Consider the following 19,040-nt stretch of genomic DNA (forward strand, 5'->3'; position numbering starts at 1 on the left):
GGTCATCCTCTTTTTACTCTTCATTCTCCACAATATGTTTCAGCATGGACAATTTATTATCCCAAAAACGTTCATAATACGAGAGCCACTGCTGTAATTCCTCTAATGGCTCTGGATGCAAGCGATATATCTTCTCTCTTCCGCTCTTTCTTCCGCTTACTAAATTTGCTTCCGAAAGAATATGAAGGTGTTTTACAACCGCAGTACGACTCATCGGAAAGTGATCCGTTATTTTGGAAATCGGTAACTCTTTATCACTTAATAACCGTATTACTTCTCGGCGGGTTGGGTCAGCAATTGCTTGAAATACATCATATTTTGCTGCTGATGAGGACACTTAGCCTTCGACAACCTTTTTCAGTTTTTCATTTACAATCGCTACCCAGCCGCCGCTCATTCTATCGCGAATAATAGAGCTCTTCGCATTCGCTTTCGGAAGAATTTCATCAGGATGTTTCCAGCCGCCGTGAATTAATGTAAATTCTGTTTTATTATCTCCTAGGTCTTTCAAATTAAATGAAACAACCCAGCCATCTGTATCCCATGAGAAAGATAGGTGGGTTGGCTCATCAATTTCTAGCACTTTACATGGTGATGGCCCAAATGGTGATTGCACATGAAATTCATGTCCTACCTCTAATACAAAATCATTTGGCATAAACCATGATGCAATCCCTTCTGCAGTTGATACTACACTCCATACCTTTTGAATAGACGCGTTAAAAACGATTGTTTGTTTAATATCATTTAATGTATTTTGTTGTTCCATTTTCATTCTCCTTTACTCGGCGTTATAACATAACACCTTTTGGTTATACTTCGATAATATAACACCTTTTAGTTTCATGTCAACGCCAATTCTTTTACTGTTGAGAAATTCTCAACATTTTTTCAACAGGACAAACACCCTCTGAGCATTCCCTCATAATATACTCACAAAGGCAATACAAAATAAAAACTTCTCTCAACATGAAACTCCATCATTCATATTGAAAGAAGCGCCTTACTTATATCATGCGTACTTCGTCTCTCCTCCTTCCCTCAAGGGACAATACGCGAGATATGACAAATCAGAAGGAATATGCCCACCATTTGAGTAGGTAGTTATTTCTCTTCTCCTCAACATTTCCTTAGGAGCGAAATGACTACCGACTCACTTTTTTCAAACAAAAATAAAAAGGGGATGAAAGCTATGTTCTATTGCATTAACTGCTCTGATATTCATCATGAAAAACATCCGAATGATAAAGTATTCAAAAACGGTTTTTATATTGATCCATTTTTAGGTGATCGTTATCACCTTGGTATGTGTAAAGATGCCCAAAATCATGAAACAGGGGAACCTCTTTTAACAACAAAGAAATTAGGCACAACCCAATCTATTATGAACGTATTACCGACACATGTTGTCCCAACATAAAACATAAAAAAGAGCTGGGTGAGCCAGCTCTTTTTTATGCTTTATAAACGATCATTGCTGAAAAACAATAAATTTGGTTTTCATCGTCATTAATGGAAACACCAACTTGATACTTAATATCTACAAAGTTGCTATCATCAATCTTTTTCAAAAACACATTCACAGCGTCTTCTAAGTCTTTTTCGTGACTTTCATCAAACACTTTCACACGAATCATGTTAACACCATCCTAGATCGCAGCCCTCCGCCGCTTGATTATTGCCACGGTGCGTATCTATGATGCGATAAAACTTTCCATTCTCATATATATATCCGTCTTCTAACACATATTTTTTATCTTCAGTATAGACATAAAACTTACCTATCATAAATTTACTCGTATATAATTCCAAATAATTTGGTCTAAATTTAGCTACAACTTTATTTGTAATATCAATTTTTATTGTGCGCCCCACCTTCTCTCCCTCCTTTGCAAAGAACGGATTTAGGTATATTGTATTAGCGCTTTTACATTTTATGCTTAAAAATAAGTGGATATGCCTTCTTTCTCACCTGTACTATTTTTCTAAAAAAATCACTATAAAGTGAAACTTTAATCAGCCCGACCCCCACCTAACTTCTTTGCTTTCACTGAATTTTGAGGTGGGGGTCTTATTGCCCGTTAATGCGGGATAAATATGTTCAAAAAAACATAAAAAAAGCACTTTACATTATTGACTCGAATATAAATGTTATGTTATTATATAAAATTTGACATTTTTATATAAGTGTGCTATCATTAAAAGTGGTTACCACATATGGAGGTGGATGATTTGTTTCAAATTGGTGATAAAATCGTTTATCCAATGCACGGTGCAGGAATTATCGAAGCAATTGAAGAGAAAGAAATATTAGGTACTTCACGTCAATATTGTGTGATACGCATCATTAGTAAAGATATGCAAGTAATGCTTCCGATGGAACAATTAAAAAAATCAGGTATTCGTTATATCGTTGATCGAGGTACGTTAGATGATATACTTCTTGAATTTCAAAACGGGGAGTCAGACCCATCACTCTCATGGAAACAAAGATATACAATGAATATGGAAAAAATGAAAAATGGCAATTTACAAGATAGCGCAGAAGTGGTTCGGGATTTACTTCGCCGTAATAAAGAGAGAACATTAAATGCGAGCGAAAAACAAATGCTAGATAATGCCCGAAAAATGATGATTAGCGAAGTCGCGCTCGTACAAAATGTTACTGAACATCAAGCAACAGAATTTCTTCAAGATACAATTAATCATTAAATTTAAAATAGCTGAACGCTATTTTTTTTGTAAAAAGGACAAAGAGATAAAACTCTTTGTCCTTTTCATATTACCCACGCCCAGCTTGAAACGATGGGTATAAAGTCATTCCGCCATCTGCAAATAACGTAATTCCAGTTACGTAACTCGACTCTGATGAAGCAAGCCAAGTTGCTACCGCTGCAATTTCTTCCGGTTTTCCAATATAGCCCATCGGTATCATACTTTCTACGTCAGCCCGCTGTTTTGGATCAGCAAACTTTTCGGCATTAATTGGCGTATTAATTGCACCTGGTCCAATATTGTTTACCCGAATACCTTTTGGCGCATATTCTAGCGCTAACGTTTCTGTCATCAGTTTAATACCACCCTTACTTGCTGCATAGTGCACAAATAGTGGCCACGGAATTTTCTCATGAACACTAGACATATTAATGACAGACCCTTTAATATCATGTTCTACAAAATATTTAATCGCTTCACGACTTCCTAAAAAAGCACCTGTTAAATTTGTATTAATTACCCTATTCCAATCTTCAAGCGGCATTTCATGCGATGGTACCGCGTTTTCTATCCCTGCATTATTAATCATAACGTCAAGCGTACCAAACTCTTTCACAGCAGATTGAATGAGATTCACAACATCTGATTCGACGGTTATATCACCTTTTACAGCAATCGCTTCGCCGCCTACCTTTTTAATTTCTTCTAACACATCATTCGCTTCTGATTCTCGTGAGCGATAATTAATAACCACTTTCGCTTTTTCCTTAGCAAACCTCACTCCCATCGCTCTTCCGAGACCAGTTGCTGATCCTGTAATAACGACAACTTTCCCTGCTAAATCACTATACATTTCCATACCTCCTTTAACTTTTGGCTATACCTAACATAATTCCGGCTGCGATAATAAAAACGATACCGACAACGATACCCGTTAATTGACGTTTCGTTTTCTTTTCACCTAATATAAGGATCCCACCAAGCGTGGAAATAATAATTCCCATTTGCGATAGCGAGAAACTTGTTGCGACTCCAACACGCGGCTGTGAAATGAATAAAAACATATTTCCAGCTGCCCAAATTAATCCTGGAATAATATTTCGAATTGCATATTTATTAAATGGATGATGTTTAAAGGTAAGCAAAATCCCACCTAACACCATACCAACTGCTTGTGGCAACAAAGCCGACCAGCCATCTACGTTAAATAACCTAATTACTACTACGTAAACTAAATAACCGACTGTTGAAATTAATAAAATTACGATACCTCTTTTAAAGTTTGCTGCTTGCTCTGCATTCTTTTCTTCTTCACTTTGAAGCGATGTTAAAATAACACCGATAATAATACAAACGAGCGCTAAAATCCCAAGGACGACCGATATTGTCGTGGACCATTCATGAAATACGATAACGCCAAATAAAGTCGTCGCGACTAATTGAAGTCCTGTTGAAATTGGCATCGTCCTCGAAACACCCATTAAATCAATACTTTTCAATTGATTCGCCTGACCAAGCGCCCAAAATAAACCTGACACAACTCCAACTCCGATAACGGTAGGTGTTAATACTGGCTTCATAAAAATATAAACAACAATTGAGAAAATAAGTGCTCCAAACGTTGTTCCGAGCGTTTGACTATACGGGCCCCCGCCCAGTTTTACGTTAAATAGCACAATACTTCCCCAAAATATAGCTGGTAAAATCGCTAAAAATATATCCATCACTCATTACCTTTCTTTACTAAATGCCATAGATTATCACTCTAAGTCGTTAGAGTGAGCTTTTATTTTTTCTTTTTCCCGTTCACAAACTTTTTCTGCAATAACGTCAGAAACATTCTTTTCTCGCTCCACTTTCTTTATCTTTACGTGATCTAAATGATCTTCCAAAGTAAGCGTAACTTTATCGTTCGGCGGATTATGCGCTCCTTGAAATGTAAGAAATTGTAGCTTCACTTCGTATCTAGGAACAAATTCATCTTTCTTGCCGAGACGCTTTATATCTATAACTGAAGCACATTCATATTGATCTTCTGTCACTTGTCTAATAACTGAATAGTACCTATTTGATAATGCACTCTCTAAAAGCTGTTCTCTTGATTCTTTCGCGAAAGAATCGCTTGGAGAAGAGAAAAAGGCCACACATAGCATTGTGATAACTACACATATTTTTTTCATAGTTCCCTCCTTGTTCTATAGATTAGTGTTCTCAAAACTGCCATAAAAAAACGACTTTCCCTATGTAGGAAAATCGTTTTAATGAATCCAATATTAACCACCGCTCACTGGTGGAATTAGTGCAACAACATCACCAGATTGAACCCTGTCATCTTCATTTGCGTATTCTTCATTAATCGCAACCATAATTGGCTCTGAAACTGGTACATTATATTCGTTCGCAACAACATCTTTTAACTGTGCAACCGTAATATTTTCTTTTTCTATTTGTAATTCACTTGTCCCTGCTTCTTCTTGCAAGTGCGCAAATAACAATACTCTAATCATACTTATAGCTCCTTCCCAGGCTCTCCCGCCGGATATGGTGTTTTTTCTAATTGATCACCAATCCATGAATCACCATCTTCCCAAAACTCCTTTTTCCAAATCGGCACAATTTGTTTTATGCGTTCCATAATATATTCGTTCGCTTCATAAGCCGCTTTACGGTGTGGTGTTGAAACAGCAACAACAACCGCTATATCAGAAATTTGCAACGTACCGATGCGATGTGTAATCGCAACGTATGTACCTGGCCATTTCTCTTTCACTTCCAAGCCAATTTTCTCTAGCATCTTTTCTGCCATCGTCTTATACGCAACATACTCTAAGTATAATGTACGACGCCCTTTCGTAAACTCTCTAACCGTTCCAATAAATGTTGTAACAGCACCACATTCACGTCGAATTACTTTCTTCGTTACTTCTTCAATCGAGATTTCTGTATCAATTACTTCATAATATGTATTTATCATTTCGCACTCCTAACCGTTTGTAAAAACCAGTCTATGTACAACTCTTCTTCTGTTATATGAAATACTTTATATTCTTCTCGTATATTTGCCGGAACATCATACCACGTAATAACCGCCACTATATTTTCTACTTTATGTAAAAGCTCAATGTCTTCCGCAGAACGAAGTAACACTACTTTCGAGTAATTCTCTTTTTTATAGCCTTCTATTAAAATTGTATCCACTTCAAAAAACTCATATAAGCAAATAATTTCTTCCAAGGACCATTTCTTTCTTAGTGAAGAAAGTGAAAGCAATCCAGCACCTTCTACACTACTTACGACAGCACCAGCTTTACGGTGTCTTTCGCTATCTTTTTGCGCTACTTCTGGAAAGCCTCCGTGCCCGTGATGTTTAATTGTAGCAACTTTCATTTTTCGTTCAGCTAATGCATGCACCACTTTCTCAACAAGTGTTGTTTTCCCGCTATTTTGATATCCTACTATTTGTAAGATTGAAGGGGCTTTGCCCATGGCCAATCACATCCCTCAGAGTGCTCTAACAATAATACGGATACTTTCATTCCGGTCTCAAATCCTCTCGTTCCTCCAGGTAACACGATAAAAGCATTCGCATCTGCAAGTGAAGATACCGCACTCGATTTATCTAAACCAACTGGCATCGCTTGTAACGCCCCGTCCACAATTGTTACGTTCGCTCTTACGAAACGAGTAAATGGATTTGGCTTTGGAAAATCTTTTTGTAAAATAGCATCCGCTCTATATACGTGAAGTTCCTTCGCATACAAATACGTTTTTATAATTGGATGCACAAATAATTCAAAGCCTACATAACAAGCAGACGGATTTCCTGATAAACCAAAGAGTAACTTTCCATCAACTTCAGCTACTGTCGTTACACTTCCGGGCCTCATGGCTATCTTATTAAAGAGTACATTTGCCTGTAACCTTTCATAAATAGCTGGTAAGTAGTCATAATCTCCTACTGATACACCGCCTGTTGTAATTAAAATGTCGACCTCATCCACCGCTGATTGAACAGCTGTAAAACATGCATCTAACTCATCCGCGAGTTGACCATAATAACGAACTTTCCCGCCAGCTTTCATAATTTGAGCTGCGATCATATACGAGTTACTATTTCTAATTTTCCCCGGTTCTAATGGCTCATGTACTTCTAATAATTCACTTCCTGTCGTTACAATACCGACAACAGGCTGTTTTACAACTTTCACAGTGCTATATCCAAACGTTGCTAATAAGGCGGCAACACCTGGATTAATTGCAACGCCTTTCTGAACGAGAACTTGATTTTGTTTTATATCTTCTCCTTTAAATGACACATTGTCACCGTTATTAAAAGGGCGTTTTAACTTCATATATGTTTTCCCGTTCTTCTCAAACCCTTCTGTCAGCTCTAGCATTACGACTGCATTGCAATCTTTTGGAATAGCTGCTCCTGTCATAATACGAACCACCTGAAAAGATCCTACTTCTTCTGTAAAAACAGAACCCGCCCCGATTTCTCCTATTACTTCAAATTCAACTGGATTCTCTTGAGTTGCTTCTTTCGTATCTTCTGCTCGAATGGCGAAACCATCGTAAGGGGAACGATCAAAATGAGGAACGTCATGATCTGAGACAACATCTTCCCCGAGAATTCTCCCGTAACTTTCCGTAATAGAAATTTCTTCTACTTCACCATGCTTTGCATATTTCATTACCCGTTCTACTGCCTCAGCAACTTGAATTGGAATTCGTTTTTCTACCATCGTTTCTCACCTCATATTTGCAATTTTTTTCATCTCGATTAAACTTTATATATTCAATAGAAATTACTTCAAGGAGGAATTCCATGTCTTCATTTACACACTTTAATGACCAAGGACGCGCGAAGATGGTTGATATAAGTGACAAAAAAGCAACCGTTCGAACAGCAATTGCGTGCTCTAGCATTGTCGTTACGAAAGAAATTTACGATAAAATCTCTCACAATGAAATTGGGAAAGGTGACGTATTAGCAGTTGCGCAAATCGCAGGCATTATGGCTGCGAAACGAACTTCTGATATTATTCCAATGTGCCATCCTTTACTATTAAAAGGTGTTGACGTTTCTTTCGATTGGAAACAATCAGAAGAACAATATCGTTTACTCATTAAAGTAAAAGTTAAAACAGAAGGTAGCACCGGTGTTGAAATGGAAGCTTTAACAGCTGCTTCGGCTACCGCTCTTACTGTGTATGATATGTGTAAAGCTGTCGATAAAGGTATGATTATCGGCGAAACGTACTTACTTGAAAAAACAGGTGGAAAAAGTGGAGATTATACGAGAAATTCATAATCCTTTCTCCGTTGAACCTAAAGGATTTCCTTTAGGTTCAACCTATATATCTTGCATATAAACTTTTCGCTACATTTATATCATTCGTCCCATGAATGAAAGCTCTGCCATCTGTAAATAAAACAAAACGATATTCTTCTACCGGAAACGACAATAAATAAGGTGTCGCCTTTATCTCTACGCTTCTTTGTAAGCGCTTTTTAATTTCTTCCAAATTAAAATTCTTCCGCACACCTGGACGAATTTGCACTGTATTTCGCCCACATAACACTTCTGTTTTCGTTTGTGCTTCAAATGTTAAACTCGGATATGTACGTAACCTTCCGCAAGATAAACAAGTATCTTTTTTCTGCCTATTCACTTTAAATGCCATCTGTTGATTATTCCAAAGATCAAATGATAACATCGTTTCACGAAGCGCTCCGTAGTCTTCTACTAATATTTTCAGCGCTTCCGTAGTTTGATGCGCAACTACTAATTGTACTGCCGGTTGTATAATACCAGCTGTGTCACATGTTGCTCCGCTCGCCGGATGCTCCATTAAACAGCGAAAACACGGTGTTTTCCCTGGTAAAATTGTATACGTTACTCCGTAGCTTCCAACGCACCCACCATATATCCACGGAAGATTATACTTTTGTGAAATATCATTAATGAGAAGGCGCGTTTCAAAATTATCTGTCGCATCTAATATTAAATCTACATCATTCACTAATTCTTCCATTTCTTGCACCGTTACATCCGTCACAACAGGAGTTATTTCCACCTCAGAATTAATCGCTCTTAAATGCTCTGCTGCCGCTACCGCCTTCGGTTTATACTGCTTTGCATCTTCTTCTGTATATAGTTGTTGTCTTTGTAAATTACTCCATTCTACATAATCACGATCAGCAATCGTTACTTTTCCAACACCCGCTCTAACAATCGCTTCTGCATTTGCCGCACCGAGAGCACCAGCACCAATAATAAGCACATGCTTCTCTCTTATTTTTCTCTGTCCTTCTTCTCCAACACCAGAAAATAATATTTGTCTTGAATATCGCTCCTGCATGCGATACCCCCCTTTCTTATCCTCCTATATAAGACATTTCGATTTTCGGACGATTTTTTGCACTTTCTTCTGTTCGTTCATCCGAATACCTATCTTTTCTATTCATCCATACATCTTGTATAACACTTAATAACTCCTCATCCGAAAGATTTCCTCTAAGAAGTTCTCTTACATCCAAACCATCTGTCGCAAATAAGCACGTATAAAACTTTCCATCTGCCGAAATTCTCGCCCTCGTACAAGAGACACAAAATGACTCAGAAACAGATGTAATAAAACCAACTTCAACATTTGTTCCAACGTACCGATATCGCTTTGCAACTTCACCAAAGTAATGCGCTTCAGCTGGCTCAAGCGGATACACCTTATGAATCATCTCAATCAATTCTCGTTTTGTAATGACTTGATCAAAATTCCACCCATTTGTACTACCAACATCCATAAACTCAATAAACCGAAGCGGAATTCCTTGCTCTTTAAAATACGCAGCCATCGGTAGTACTTGATGATCGTTCATCCCTTTTTTCACAACCATATTTACCTTTACTTCCAAGCCCGCCTCTTTAGCTGCTATAATTCCCTTAATTACCGGTTTCGTATTAATATTTCGACCATTAATATTCTTAAATATGTCATCATCTATCGCATCTAAACTAACATTCACTCTATGTAATCCAGCTTCTTTTAATGCCTTCGCTTGTTTCGTTAAATGAATAGCATTTGTCGTTAACCCTATATCTATTAGCCCATCAATTTTCACAAGACGTGCAATAAGTTTTGTTAAATCTTTACGAAGCAGTGGCTCACCGCCAGTAAGTCTAATTTTCCGTACACCGATGCTAACAAATAATTTTGCCAAACGCTCAATTTCATCAAAAGTTAGTAAAAACTCGTCTTTCAAAAAAGCATATTCTGGCCCAAATATTTCCGCTGGCATACAATATGTACATCTAAAATTGCAACGATCAATGACAGATATACGTAAATCTTGAAGTGGGCGTCCAAAAAAATCTTTAACCATCTCCTTCATCGCCACCCTCCCTTTCTGCCAAATTTCTTTCTTTTCATTCTATTATAATATATTTTCGAACTGCGATGTTTTTGCTCAAGTGAATAAAGTGAAACTCTAAATAATTAGAGGGGATCCACTTCCCCTTGGTTAACGAGGTTTACTTACAAATACAAAGATAAAAAAACCTTGAAGCATAAAAGCCCCAAGGTTTTCTTCTTATTAACTTAACCTAATAATAGTTAGAGTAGCTCCTGGCGTTGCCGTAGATAATGTAGCTATTGCAACTAATCCAAATAACTGCAGACTAATAGCAGCTCCAGCAGGCAAGTTAGCGATTATTGTTGCACTAAATGAACCAGTAGCCACTGTCGGGGCGTTTATCGTTCCCGCAAGCGGACTGCCATTTACAGTTATACGAGAACTTACAACTAATCCTGCCGTTAAATTAATTGTATAAGCTATATAATAGTTTCCTGCATTCGCAACTGTAAATACAGTATTCCCACCACTAACGGTTATTCCTGGGCCAATATTTTGATTGTTCGGTAATGGTACGTTCGTACCGCCTAATAAAACGGAAATAGCGGTTCCTGATGTATTATTCGCAAATGCATACGTTGCAGTTGTACTAACTCCAGTCGCCCCGGTCGCTCCAGTGGCTCCAGCTCCGGTTGGACCTGTATCTCCAGTTGGACCTTGTGAACCGGTTGCTCCTGTAGCCCCCGTTGGACCTTGGATTCCTTGCGGGCCTTGAATTCCTTGGGGACCTGTCGCTCCGGTTGCTCCTGTAGCTCCCGTTGGACCTTGAATTCCTTGGGGGCCTTGGATTCCTTGGGGACCTTGAATTCCTTGGGGACCTGTCGCTCCGGTTGCTCCTGTAGCTCCCGTTGGACCTTGAATTCCTTGCGGGCCTTGGATTCCTTGTGGACCTTGAATTCCTTGGGGACCTGTCGCTCCGGTTGCTCCTGTAGCTCCCGTTGGACCTTGAATTCCTTGCGGGCCTTGAATTCCTTGCGGGCCTTGTGGGCCGGTCGGACCTATGTCACCTTGTGGACCTTGGATTCCCTGTGGGCCTTGTGCTCCTGTTGCCCCCGTATCTCCTTGGATTCCTTGAGGACCTTGTGGACCTTGAATTCCTTGTGGGCCGGTTGGACCTATGTCGCCTTGTGGGCCTTGAATTCCTTGGGGACCTTGTGCTCCTGTTGCCCCCGTTACTCCTTGGATTCCTTGTGGACCTTGAATACCCTGTGGACCGGTTGGACCTATCTCTCCTTGAACACCTTGGATTCCTTGCGGGCCCTGTAAACCCGTCACTCCGGTTGCTCCCGTTGCTCCTGTCGCTCCTGTCACTCCAGTTGAGCCTGTCGCCCCGGTATCTCCTGTTACTCCTGTCGCTCCTGTTGCTCCTGTCGGACCAGGTGGTCCACCTGATGGACCTGTCACTCCTGCCGGACCTGATGGCCCCGTTGGGCCGGTCGGTCCTGCTGGTCCTCCTGACGGGCCAGTCACCCCTGTTGGACCGGTTACTCCTGTTGGACCGGTAGTTCCTTCTCCCGTCGCTCCGGTTGCCCCCGTATCTCCTGTTGCTCCCGTCGGACCTTGTATCCCTTGAATCCCTTGTGGGCCTTGCACTCCTTGTGCACCTGTTGCTCCTTGAATCCCTTGTATACCTTGCACTCCTTGTGGGCCCATCGGACCGGTTGGACCAATCGCCCCTTGTATACCTTGCACTCCTTGGGGGCCCTCTGGACCCGTTGCTCCTATTTCCCCTTGTATCCCTTGAATTCCAGTTGCTCCTTGTGCTCCAGTTGCTCCCGTTATCCCTTGCACACCTTGGATTCCCTGTATTCCTTGTGGACCTTGTGGGCCTGTTGCTCCTACCGGTCCTTGAATGCCTTGTATCCCCTGAGGACCCTCTGGACCCGTTGCTCCAACTGGCCCTTGAACACCTTGTATTCCTTGCGGGCCCTGAAGTCCCTCTGGGCCTTCTGGACCTGTTGGACCTATCTCTCCTTGTATCCCTTGGATTCCAGTTGGACCTTGTGGCCCAGTCGGACCTATGTCACCTTGCGGACCTTGGATTCCCTGTGGACCTTGTGCTCCTGTTCCCCCTGTCGCTCCTTGGATTCCTTGAGAACCTTGTGGGCCTTGAATTCCTTGTGGGCCGGTTGGACCTATGTCGCCTTGTGGGCCTTGAATCCCTTGCGGACCTTGATCTCCAGTGGGCCCCGTTACTCCTTGAATTCCTTGGGGACCTTGAACACCTTGGGGACCCGTCGGACCTATCTCTCCCTGCACACCTTGGATTCCTTGCGGACCTTGCAAACCCGTCACTCCGGTTGCTCCCGTTTCTCCTGTCGCTCCTGTCACTCCAGTTGAGCCTGTCGCCCCAGTATCTCCTGTTACTCCTGTCGCACCTGTTGCTCCTGTCGGGCCAGGTGGTCCACCAGATGGACCAGTTACTCCCGCCGGACCTGATGGCCCCGTTGGGCCGGTCGGTCCTGCTGGTCCTCCAGATGGGCCTGTTACCCCTGTTGGACCGGTTACTCCTGTTGGGCCTGTAGTGCCTTCCCCTGTCGCACCTGTTGCTCCCGTATCTCCTGTTGCCCCCGTCGGACCTTGGATTCCTTGAATTCCCTGTGGACCTTGCACTCCTTGTGCGCCCGTCGCTCCTTGAATTCCTTGTACTCCTTGCACACCTTGGGGACCCATCGGACCTGTTGGACCAATCCCCCCTTGAGCACCTTGCACTCCTTGGGGACCCTCTGGACCCGTTGCTCCTATTTCCCCTTGTATCCCTTGAATTCCAGTTACTCCTTGTACTCCAGGTGCTCCCGTTATCCCTTGCACACCTTGTATTCCCTGAATTCCTTGTGGACCTTGTGGGCCTGTTGTTCCTACCGGTCCTTGAATACCTTGTATCCCCTGGGAACCCTCTGGACCCGTTGCTCCAACTGGCCCTGGCACACCTTGTATTCCTTGCGGGCCCTGAAGTCCCTCTGGGCCTTCTGGACCTGTTGGTCCTATATCCCCCATCGGACCTTGTATCCCTTGAACTCCCTGTGGGCCTGTTGCTCCTGATGGCCCTGGTACTCCTTGTATTCCTTGTGGACCTTGATCTCCTGTTGCTCCTGTGGCCCCTTGAGGCCCTATAGCCCCCTGTATCCCTTGTGGACCTTGATCCCCTGTTGCTCCCTTTGCCCCTTGAATACCTTGAACTCCTTGTATTCCTTGTTCACCAGTTACTCCCGTCGGACCAGGAATACCTTGAATACCCTGTGGACCTTCTGGACCTGTTGGCCCAATTGGCCCTTGAATCCCTTGGATTCCTTGCAAGCCCTGTGCTCCCGTGCTTCCAGTCGGACCTGTACTTCCCGTTGCTCCTGTTACCCCTGTACTTCCTGTAGCTCCAGTATTCCCAGTTGCTCCAGTCGCACCTGTACTTCCACTCGGTCCACCGCCCGGACCTGTCGCACCAGTCGGCCCCGTCGGACCAGGAGGTCCTCCAGATGGTCCAGTTATCCCAGTTGGACCTGTTATTCCAGTCGGGCCTGTTATCCCCTGACCAGTTGCTCCGGTTGCACCTGTATTTCCACTCGGTCCTTGTGTTCCTTGTATCCCTTGTGCTCCTTGTATTCCTTGTGGACCAGTTGCACCCGGCAACCCTTGGACACCTTGAATTCCTTGAGGTCCCTCAGGTCCCGTCGCTCCAATTGGCCCCTGTAATCCCTGTATCCCTTGTATACCTTGTGCCCCAGTCGCTCCCGTTGGACCAATCGGACCTTGTAACCCTTGCACCCCTTGAGGTCCTGTCGCTCCAGTTTCTCCTTGTGGTCCTCTCAATCCTTGTGGGCCCTGCTGTCCTTCTGCTCCAGTTGCACCTATTGGCCCAACTGATCCTTGTATCCCTTGCACACCTTGAGGTCCTGTCGGGCCCATCTCCCCCATCGGACCTTGTAATCCTCTTGGTCCTTGAGGTCCTGTTGGGCCTTGTGGACCGGTTGGACCAGTAATCCCTATACCTGTAAATCCAGTTGGAACAGGGGGGAAAGTAGGCCCAATAAGTTCGGGTGGAATTCTAAAATTAGAGCTTAACGAATTTTGCTTCCGATTATTATCACGATTCTTCACACTTTCACCGCCTACAAACCGTCTTTTTCATAATAAATAAGCCTCTTCTTAATCTATTTACAAAAATAATTTCCAAGACTATTTTTATTTTGAATAATAAAAACTCCCTTAATTTCTTAAGGGAGTCCTGCAATTGAATCCATATTATCTGTATTAGGGACAGCTTGCGCTATACTCGATGTATTTACATTTTGCCCCATATTTGCTCCTGTTACAGTACCAGCAGGAGTGCCCCTTGTATACGTCGTCGTCACCGAATCTCCCGGCTGTAAACAAAGCTTCGTCTCCGTCCCTATTACTGTAACAACATCAATCCAAGTACACCCCATTGAACCACTATATGATTTCGAAGCAGTAAATGAAGTGTCGCTCAAATTATCACCGGTAAATATATTTCCAGTGTTATTCACAATAACAAACTCTTTTATATGAGCAGGCATAATTACACTCTACCTTTCCTCTATGAACCTAACGTACGTGTACTCGTTGCCAAAGGCGGAAGAAATACTGATGTTCTAATGACCGCTTCTGGCTGCCTTTTTCCATTTAAAAAAATAGCCGCACTCGATCCTCCAGCACCTGCATATACTTTTGCTACAGCTAAAGGTGAGAGATCATAACAGTCACCGACATTAACAGCTCCTGTATTATTAATAATTTTTACTTTACGCAAATTAATCCCCATTTACCCCTCCTCCTTTTTTATACTGTATGCAAAAGAAAAAAACTTGAAACAGACTCGTTTCAAGTTTTTTACAATTAACTATTTCGTTTCACCTTCATATTGAAGCATACCGCCAACCATGTTCACTGTTTTAAACCCTTGTTCATTTAAATAATGACATACATTTTCACTGCGCATTCCTGAACGACAAATAAAGATATATTCATTCTCTTTATTAAAGAAATCTACTTTATGTGGGATATCGCCCATTTTAATATGTACAGCTTCTGGAATCTTTCCTGCCGCTACTTCTTCATCTTCTCTTACATCTACTAAAAATAACGTTTCTCCATTTTCTAAACGCTCTTGTACCTCTTCTGTAGTAATTGTTTTAACTTCTGTCATATGTAGTTCCTCCTTATATACAATAAAACCTTTAGTTTCTTTTTCACAAACATTCTCTACCAATTTTAGCATGCAAAAGAAAGAACGCAAAGAATCGAAAAGCTATTTCTCAATTTTCTCGTAAAACTTATTCTTTACAAACATAACTAGCACATTGTATCCTCAATATACTTGTTTTATGAAAGGAGTCGATTAAAATGACGCTTTTTCTTTTCATTATAGGCATTGTGTTCTTACTCGCTGCAATTATTGTACTTAGTATGAAAAATAATAAAAAGATAAAATCGCCACAAGAAATGTCATTCTTATTTCTATTGCTTAGCATAGCGTTTTTCGGTATAGCAATTGCTACATATATTTTCCGTCTACAAATCATGTAAAAAAAGGTGCCTACTTCAAACACTGCACCTTTTCCCCATCATTTTCCTTCTACACAAAACTAGATACTTTCCGATTCAAAAATTCATAAACTTTCTTTTCGAATAAATGAATATCCAATGCTCCTGCCATATGCCCATTTATACTTTCTATCTCATATACTTCCGCATATTTTCCTTGTTTTTGCAAAATATCTACCATTTTATAATTATAACGAGACGGCTGAAGCAAATCTTGTTTACACGGAATCATAAGTACATTCGCTTCTATGTTAGAAAGAGATTCTTCTAGTGAAGAAAACCCATGTGCAATATCATGCAATAAAACTGCCTTCGCAGTATACATCCATGAATTTGCATCTACTAGCTCTATACTTGTATATGTCGCTTTATTTATTTCTTTTTCAAATGATGTTAGTGTAGCAAACTTTTCATAAGGTTCTATCTCTATACTATTACGAGGAAATGCCATTTCATAAAAATGCTCATCAAACGCGTTCATAAACATCATTCTATTTGCTAAATGAAGCCCCTTTATCGGCTGCTGTTCTCCATATTTCCCCTCTTTCCAACTTGGATCGAGTTGAATTGCTTCAATCGCATTTTGCGCTACGTTTACTGACGTAATAATTGGATTTTGTGGGTTCGTAATAACGCCAATCATCCGCTCTACCATATGTGGATAGTGAACCGCCCATTGTTGTGCAATCATTCCCCCCGCCGACGGTCCGATTACAGCGTGTAACCTTGAAATTCCCATACCTTTTATTAACTCATATTGCATACGAGCTACATCAAGAAATGTAAAAACCGGAAACTCCATAGCATATTCTTCTCCAGTTTCTGGATTAATTGATTTCGGTCCTGTTGTAATTACATATGGATTCCTCACCTGCACATTACAAAGATTATCCGTACATATAACAAAATACTTATTTGTGTCAATTGCTTTTCCAGGTCCAATTAGCCCATCCCACCAACCAGACTCCTCATCATGCACTGTATATTTTCCTGCCGCATGACTTGTTGCACTAAAATAATGACAAACCAAAATCACATTTGACCTTTCTCTATTTAAAGTACCATATGTCTCATATCCCATTTGAACAGGAATTTCTCTACCATTTTCAAACGTAAACTCTTTTAAAACAAATTTCTCCTTTTTTACAATTTGCACAGACTCTCCCTCTCCCCGTTATAGTATGAACTGCTTACTAAAGTTTTTTTTCTATGCAAACTAATCTCCTTCTTCTTTTCATAAATAAATGAATAATATACAAAATTAGCCACAAAATAGCACTATATTACAAGATTAAAGAGGGCGTACATATGATTTGGAATTGGTTACGTAAGAAAAAAAAATCAAATACATCAAAATTAAACGAAACAGATAACCAGGAGCAGCATTCTAACAATCAAGAGGATGATAACAAAGAACAGACTAGAAGTATGAAACATAATAAAGGTAAAAATAACGAGCAAAAAGATTCCTCTCAGGATAAGCAACAAAGCGCTAAACAAGGTGATTCGTCTCAGGATAAGCAACAAAACCCTAAACAAGAGGATTCCTCTCAGGATAAGCAACAAAACCCTAAACAAGGTGATTCGTCTCAGGATAAGCAGCAAAGTGCTAAACAAGAGGACCCTTCTCAGGATAAGCAACAAAACCCTAAACAAGAGGATTCGTCTCAAGATAAACAACAAAGTGCTAAACAAGGTGATTCGTCTCAAGATAAACAACAAAGTGCTAAACAAGGTGATTCGTCTCAAGATAAACAACAAAACGCTAAGCAAGGTGATTCGTCTCAAGATAAACAACAAAACGCTAAGCAAGATGAACCTTCTCAAAGTAAGCAACAAAGCTCTGGAGGTAATAGTATTTATGACTTTACAAAACCAGAAAAAGATCGTATTCATTCTTTACAAAATTTAATAGAGAAGCTGAAAAAGTCTAGTGATTTTGTAAATTATCATACATCCGACGATGAAACGATGCCTTATTGGATTTCTTACTATCGCCCTTCACTTGATGGAGAAAAATTACAAAAGTATTTAATGCCCACTCTTTTAGAACGACCTAACGCATCACTAGAAGAGCTGAAGGAACATATCCCGATGAGCGGCATTACAATTACGAACGACTTGCAAAAAATTGAGGATATGGTTTTAAAGGGGCATGCGATTATTCAATTGAATCAGCAAGATCAAAAATGTATGCTTGCAAACATTGCAATTGATAATTATCGTGCACCAACCCCTCCTTTAAACGAATCAACTGTTATTGGTCCGCAAGAAGGTTTCGTAGAGGATATTGATACAAACATTAATTTAGTTCGAAAACGTCTTCCTGTTTTAGATTTACAAACAAAAGAAATGATTATCGGCGAGTTTTCCAAAACAAAAGTTGTCATGATGTATTTAGACAACCTTGCTGAAAAAGATAATGTAGATTTTCTAGAAGAGTCATTACGCGCTCTTGAATATGATCAAATTAATGATAGTGCTTATTTACAAGAATTAATGGGTGAAAAATCGATTTTCCCTCTCTATATCAATACAGAACGTACTGATAGAGTTACAAAAGCACTAATTGATGGAAAAATCGCTATTTTTGTTGATGGTTCTCCAAGTGTTTTACTAACACCCGTATCCTATTTTGATTTTTTCATTTCACCAGAAGACTATAACGTCTCCTGGATGTACGCTACATTTTCAAGGATTTTAAGATTAATTGCCGTTCTATTTTCAATTTGCGCTACACCGTTATACGTTGCAGTTTTAAATTATCATTATGAACTTATTCCAAGTGATTTACTTGAAACTTTGATTTTATCAAGGGCACAAGTACCATTCCCACCTTTAATTGAAGCGCTCTTTCTAGAACTCGCAATCGATTTATTAAGAGAAGCCGGGGCGAGGTTACCGATGAAAGTTGGGCAAACGCTCGGTATTGTAGGCGGTATCGTAATCGGACAAGCATCTGTACAAGCTGGGTTAACGAGTAATATTTTATTAATTATCGTTGCACTATCAGCACTCGCTTCCTTTATTACACCTATTTATAAAATGGGTAATGCTGTTCGATTACTACGTTTCCCGTTTCTAGCATTCGCGGAAATAGGGGGGCTTTTCGGTATCTCTCTTGGGTTTATCTTTTTATTTACCCATCTATTTAGACTTACTTCCTTACGTAAACCGTACGCTTTGTTTTATCCGACAAGACAACAATCTGTTAAAGACTCTTGGATTCGTTTCCCGTTAACAATGATCGATACAAGAGATGTACAAGCAAGACCACAACATGTAAAAAAAGCTGCTAAAGGAATTTCAACAAAACATAGATCAGACTTTGATGATTAAGAGATGAGGTG

The 19,040-nt window shown here is 40.6% G+C and carries 23 protein-coding genes; 5 read left to right on the forward strand and 18 right to left on the reverse strand.

The genetic code is table 11. The features are described from left to right. Positions 1 to 13: 13 nt before the first annotated feature. Positions 14 to 337: an ArsR/SmtB family transcription factor gene (locus MKY21_RS23670; protein ID WP_000098837.1), complete on the reverse strand. Its 324-nt coding sequence runs from the start codon at positions 335 to 337 to the stop codon at positions 14 to 16. Beyond that, positions 338 to 769, reverse strand: coding sequence for an SRPBCC family protein (locus MKY21_RS23675; RefSeq protein ID WP_341077485.1), 432 nt, complete (start codon positions 767 to 769; stop codon positions 338 to 340). Between the two features lie 423 nt (positions 770 to 1,192). Between MKY21_RS23675 and MKY21_RS23680 the strand changes: the two genes are divergently transcribed. Next, positions 1,193 to 1,420, forward strand: coding sequence for a DUF3973 domain-containing protein (locus MKY21_RS23680; RefSeq protein WP_000498989.1), 228 nt, complete (start codon positions 1,193 to 1,195; stop codon positions 1,418 to 1,420). Positions 1,421 to 1,454: 34 nt separating this feature from the next. Here MKY21_RS23680 and MKY21_RS23685 read toward each other — a convergent pair whose 3' ends face one another. Both MKY21_RS23685 and MKY21_RS23690 read right to left on the reverse strand, forming a co-directional pair. Then, positions 1,455 to 1,637, reverse strand: a complete 183-nt coding sequence (locus MKY21_RS23685; RefSeq protein ID WP_000621751.1) for a sporulation protein Cse60 — start codon at positions 1,635 to 1,637, stop codon at positions 1,455 to 1,457. Position 1,638: 1 nt separating this feature from the next. Beyond that, positions 1,639 to 1,875 (reverse strand): DUF2553 family protein, encoded by a 237-nt coding sequence (locus MKY21_RS23690; RefSeq protein WP_000533804.1) that lies wholly within the window; start codon positions 1,873 to 1,875, stop codon positions 1,639 to 1,641. Between the two features lie 342 nt (positions 1,876 to 2,217). On the opposite strand from MKY21_RS23690, the gene MKY21_RS23695 reads away from it, so the two are divergent. Then, positions 2,218 to 2,712, forward strand: a complete 495-nt coding sequence (locus MKY21_RS23695) for a CarD family transcriptional regulator (RefSeq protein WP_000451446.1) — start codon at positions 2,218 to 2,220, stop codon at positions 2,710 to 2,712. Positions 2,713 to 2,782: 70 nt separating this feature from the next. On the opposite strand, the gene MKY21_RS23700 is transcribed toward MKY21_RS23695, so the two are convergent. The 7 genes from MKY21_RS23700 to moeA all read right to left on the reverse strand — a co-directional run bounded on the left by MKY21_RS23700 (position 2,783) and on the right by moeA (position 7,460). Continuing rightward, positions 2,783 to 3,568, reverse strand: coding sequence for a glucose 1-dehydrogenase (locus tag MKY21_RS23700; protein ID WP_137074272.1), 786 nt, complete (start codon positions 3,566 to 3,568; stop codon positions 2,783 to 2,785). Positions 3,569 to 3,581: 13 nt separating this feature from the next. Next, the gene (glcU, locus tag MKY21_RS23705) at positions 3,582 to 4,439 is read right to left on the reverse strand and encodes a glucose uptake protein GlcU (RefSeq protein ID WP_000350861.1); all 858 of its coding nucleotides are present in this window, start codon (positions 4,437 to 4,439) and stop codon (positions 3,582 to 3,584) included. Positions 4,440 to 4,475: 36 nt separating this feature from the next. Beyond that, positions 4,476 to 4,895 carry a DUF3888 domain-containing protein gene (locus MKY21_RS23710; RefSeq protein ID WP_000717679.1) on the reverse strand — a complete coding sequence of 140 codons (420 nt, stop codon included), beginning with the start codon at positions 4,893 to 4,895 and terminating at the stop codon, positions 4,476 to 4,478. Between the two features lie 93 nt (positions 4,896 to 4,988). Next, on the reverse strand, positions 4,989 to 5,222 hold the full coding sequence (moaD, locus tag MKY21_RS23715; protein ID WP_000621778.1) for a molybdopterin converting factor subunit 1: 234 nt from the start codon (positions 5,220 to 5,222) through the stop codon (positions 4,989 to 4,991). A gap of 2 nt (positions 5,223 to 5,224) precedes the next feature. Continuing rightward, positions 5,225 to 5,689, reverse strand: coding sequence for a molybdopterin synthase catalytic subunit MoaE (moaE, locus tag MKY21_RS23720; RefSeq protein WP_000611226.1), 465 nt, complete (start codon positions 5,687 to 5,689; stop codon positions 5,225 to 5,227). Then, positions 5,686 to 6,201, reverse strand: a complete 516-nt coding sequence (mobB, locus tag MKY21_RS23725; RefSeq protein ID WP_098330890.1) for a molybdopterin-guanine dinucleotide biosynthesis protein B — start codon at positions 6,199 to 6,201, stop codon at positions 5,686 to 5,688. The genes moaE and mobB overlap by 4 nt, the downstream gene beginning before the upstream one ends. Then, positions 6,171 to 7,460 (reverse strand): molybdopterin molybdotransferase MoeA, encoded by a 1,290-nt coding sequence (gene moeA, locus MKY21_RS23730; RefSeq protein ID WP_341077487.1) that lies wholly within the window; start codon positions 7,458 to 7,460, stop codon positions 6,171 to 6,173. The genes mobB and moeA overlap by 31 nt, the downstream gene beginning before the upstream one ends. An 83-nt stretch (positions 7,461 to 7,543) precedes the next feature. Here moeA and moaC point away from each other — a divergent pair, with 83 nt between their 5' ends. Then, on the forward strand, positions 7,544 to 8,029 hold the full coding sequence (moaC, locus tag MKY21_RS23735; protein ID WP_000094148.1) for a cyclic pyranopterin monophosphate synthase MoaC: 486 nt from the start codon (positions 7,544 to 7,546) through the stop codon (positions 8,027 to 8,029). A gap of 37 nt (positions 8,030 to 8,066) precedes the next feature. On the opposite strand, the gene MKY21_RS23740 is transcribed toward moaC, so the two are convergent. The 6 genes from MKY21_RS23740 to MKY21_RS23765 all read right to left on the reverse strand — a co-directional run bounded on the left by MKY21_RS23740 (position 8,067) and on the right by MKY21_RS23765 (position 15,292). Continuing rightward, positions 8,067 to 9,080, reverse strand: a complete 1,014-nt coding sequence (locus MKY21_RS23740; protein ID WP_001158107.1) for a molybdopterin-synthase adenylyltransferase MoeB — start codon at positions 9,078 to 9,080, stop codon at positions 8,067 to 8,069. A 16-nt stretch (positions 9,081 to 9,096) separates the two neighbouring features. Further along, entirely contained in the window at positions 9,097 to 10,110 is a 1,014-nt protein-coding gene (gene moaA / locus MKY21_RS23745; RefSeq protein ID WP_000661857.1) for a GTP 3',8-cyclase MoaA, read from the reverse strand. 201 nt (positions 10,111 to 10,311) lie between these two features. Continuing rightward, positions 10,312 to 14,223 (reverse strand): BclA-related collagen-like exosporium protein, encoded by a 3,912-nt coding sequence (locus tag MKY21_RS23750; protein ID WP_341077490.1) that lies wholly within the window; start codon positions 14,221 to 14,223, stop codon positions 10,312 to 10,314. A 116-nt stretch (positions 14,224 to 14,339) separates the two neighbouring features. Beyond that, entirely contained in the window at positions 14,340 to 14,663 is a 324-nt protein-coding gene (locus MKY21_RS23755) for a hypothetical protein (RefSeq protein WP_001110848.1), read from the reverse strand. A gap of 20 nt (positions 14,664 to 14,683) precedes the next feature. After that, a complete protein-coding gene (locus MKY21_RS23760) occupies positions 14,684 to 14,908 on the reverse strand; it encodes a spore germination protein (RefSeq protein ID WP_000512465.1) in 225 nt (74 codons plus the stop codon). 78 nt (positions 14,909 to 14,986) lie between these two features. Further along, positions 14,987 to 15,292, reverse strand: coding sequence for a rhodanese-like domain-containing protein (locus MKY21_RS23765; protein WP_000141207.1), 306 nt, complete (start codon positions 15,290 to 15,292; stop codon positions 14,987 to 14,989). Between the two features lie 197 nt (positions 15,293 to 15,489). On the opposite strand from MKY21_RS23765, the gene MKY21_RS23770 reads away from it, so the two are divergent. Further along, positions 15,490 to 15,672 carry a hypothetical protein gene (locus MKY21_RS23770; RefSeq protein WP_000171881.1) on the forward strand — a complete coding sequence of 61 codons (183 nt, stop codon included), beginning with the start codon at positions 15,490 to 15,492 and terminating at the stop codon, positions 15,670 to 15,672. Positions 15,673 to 15,721: 49 nt separating this feature from the next. On the opposite strand, the gene MKY21_RS23775 is transcribed toward MKY21_RS23770, so the two are convergent. Further along, on the reverse strand, positions 15,722 to 16,846 hold the full coding sequence (locus MKY21_RS23775; protein ID WP_001167628.1) for an alpha/beta fold hydrolase: 1,125 nt from the start codon (positions 16,844 to 16,846) through the stop codon (positions 15,722 to 15,724). A gap of 152 nt (positions 16,847 to 16,998) precedes the next feature. Here MKY21_RS23775 and MKY21_RS23780 point away from each other — a divergent pair, with 152 nt between their 5' ends. Continuing rightward, positions 16,999 to 19,029, forward strand: a complete 2,031-nt coding sequence (locus MKY21_RS23780; RefSeq protein WP_080336279.1) for a spore germination protein — start codon at positions 16,999 to 17,001, stop codon at positions 19,027 to 19,029. Positions 19,030 to 19,040 lie beyond the last annotated feature (11 nt).

This window comes from Bacillus sp. FSL R9-9497 (assembly GCF_038005805.1).
Lineage (GTDB): Bacteria > Bacillota > Bacilli > Bacillales > Bacillaceae_G > Bacillus_A > Bacillus_A cereus.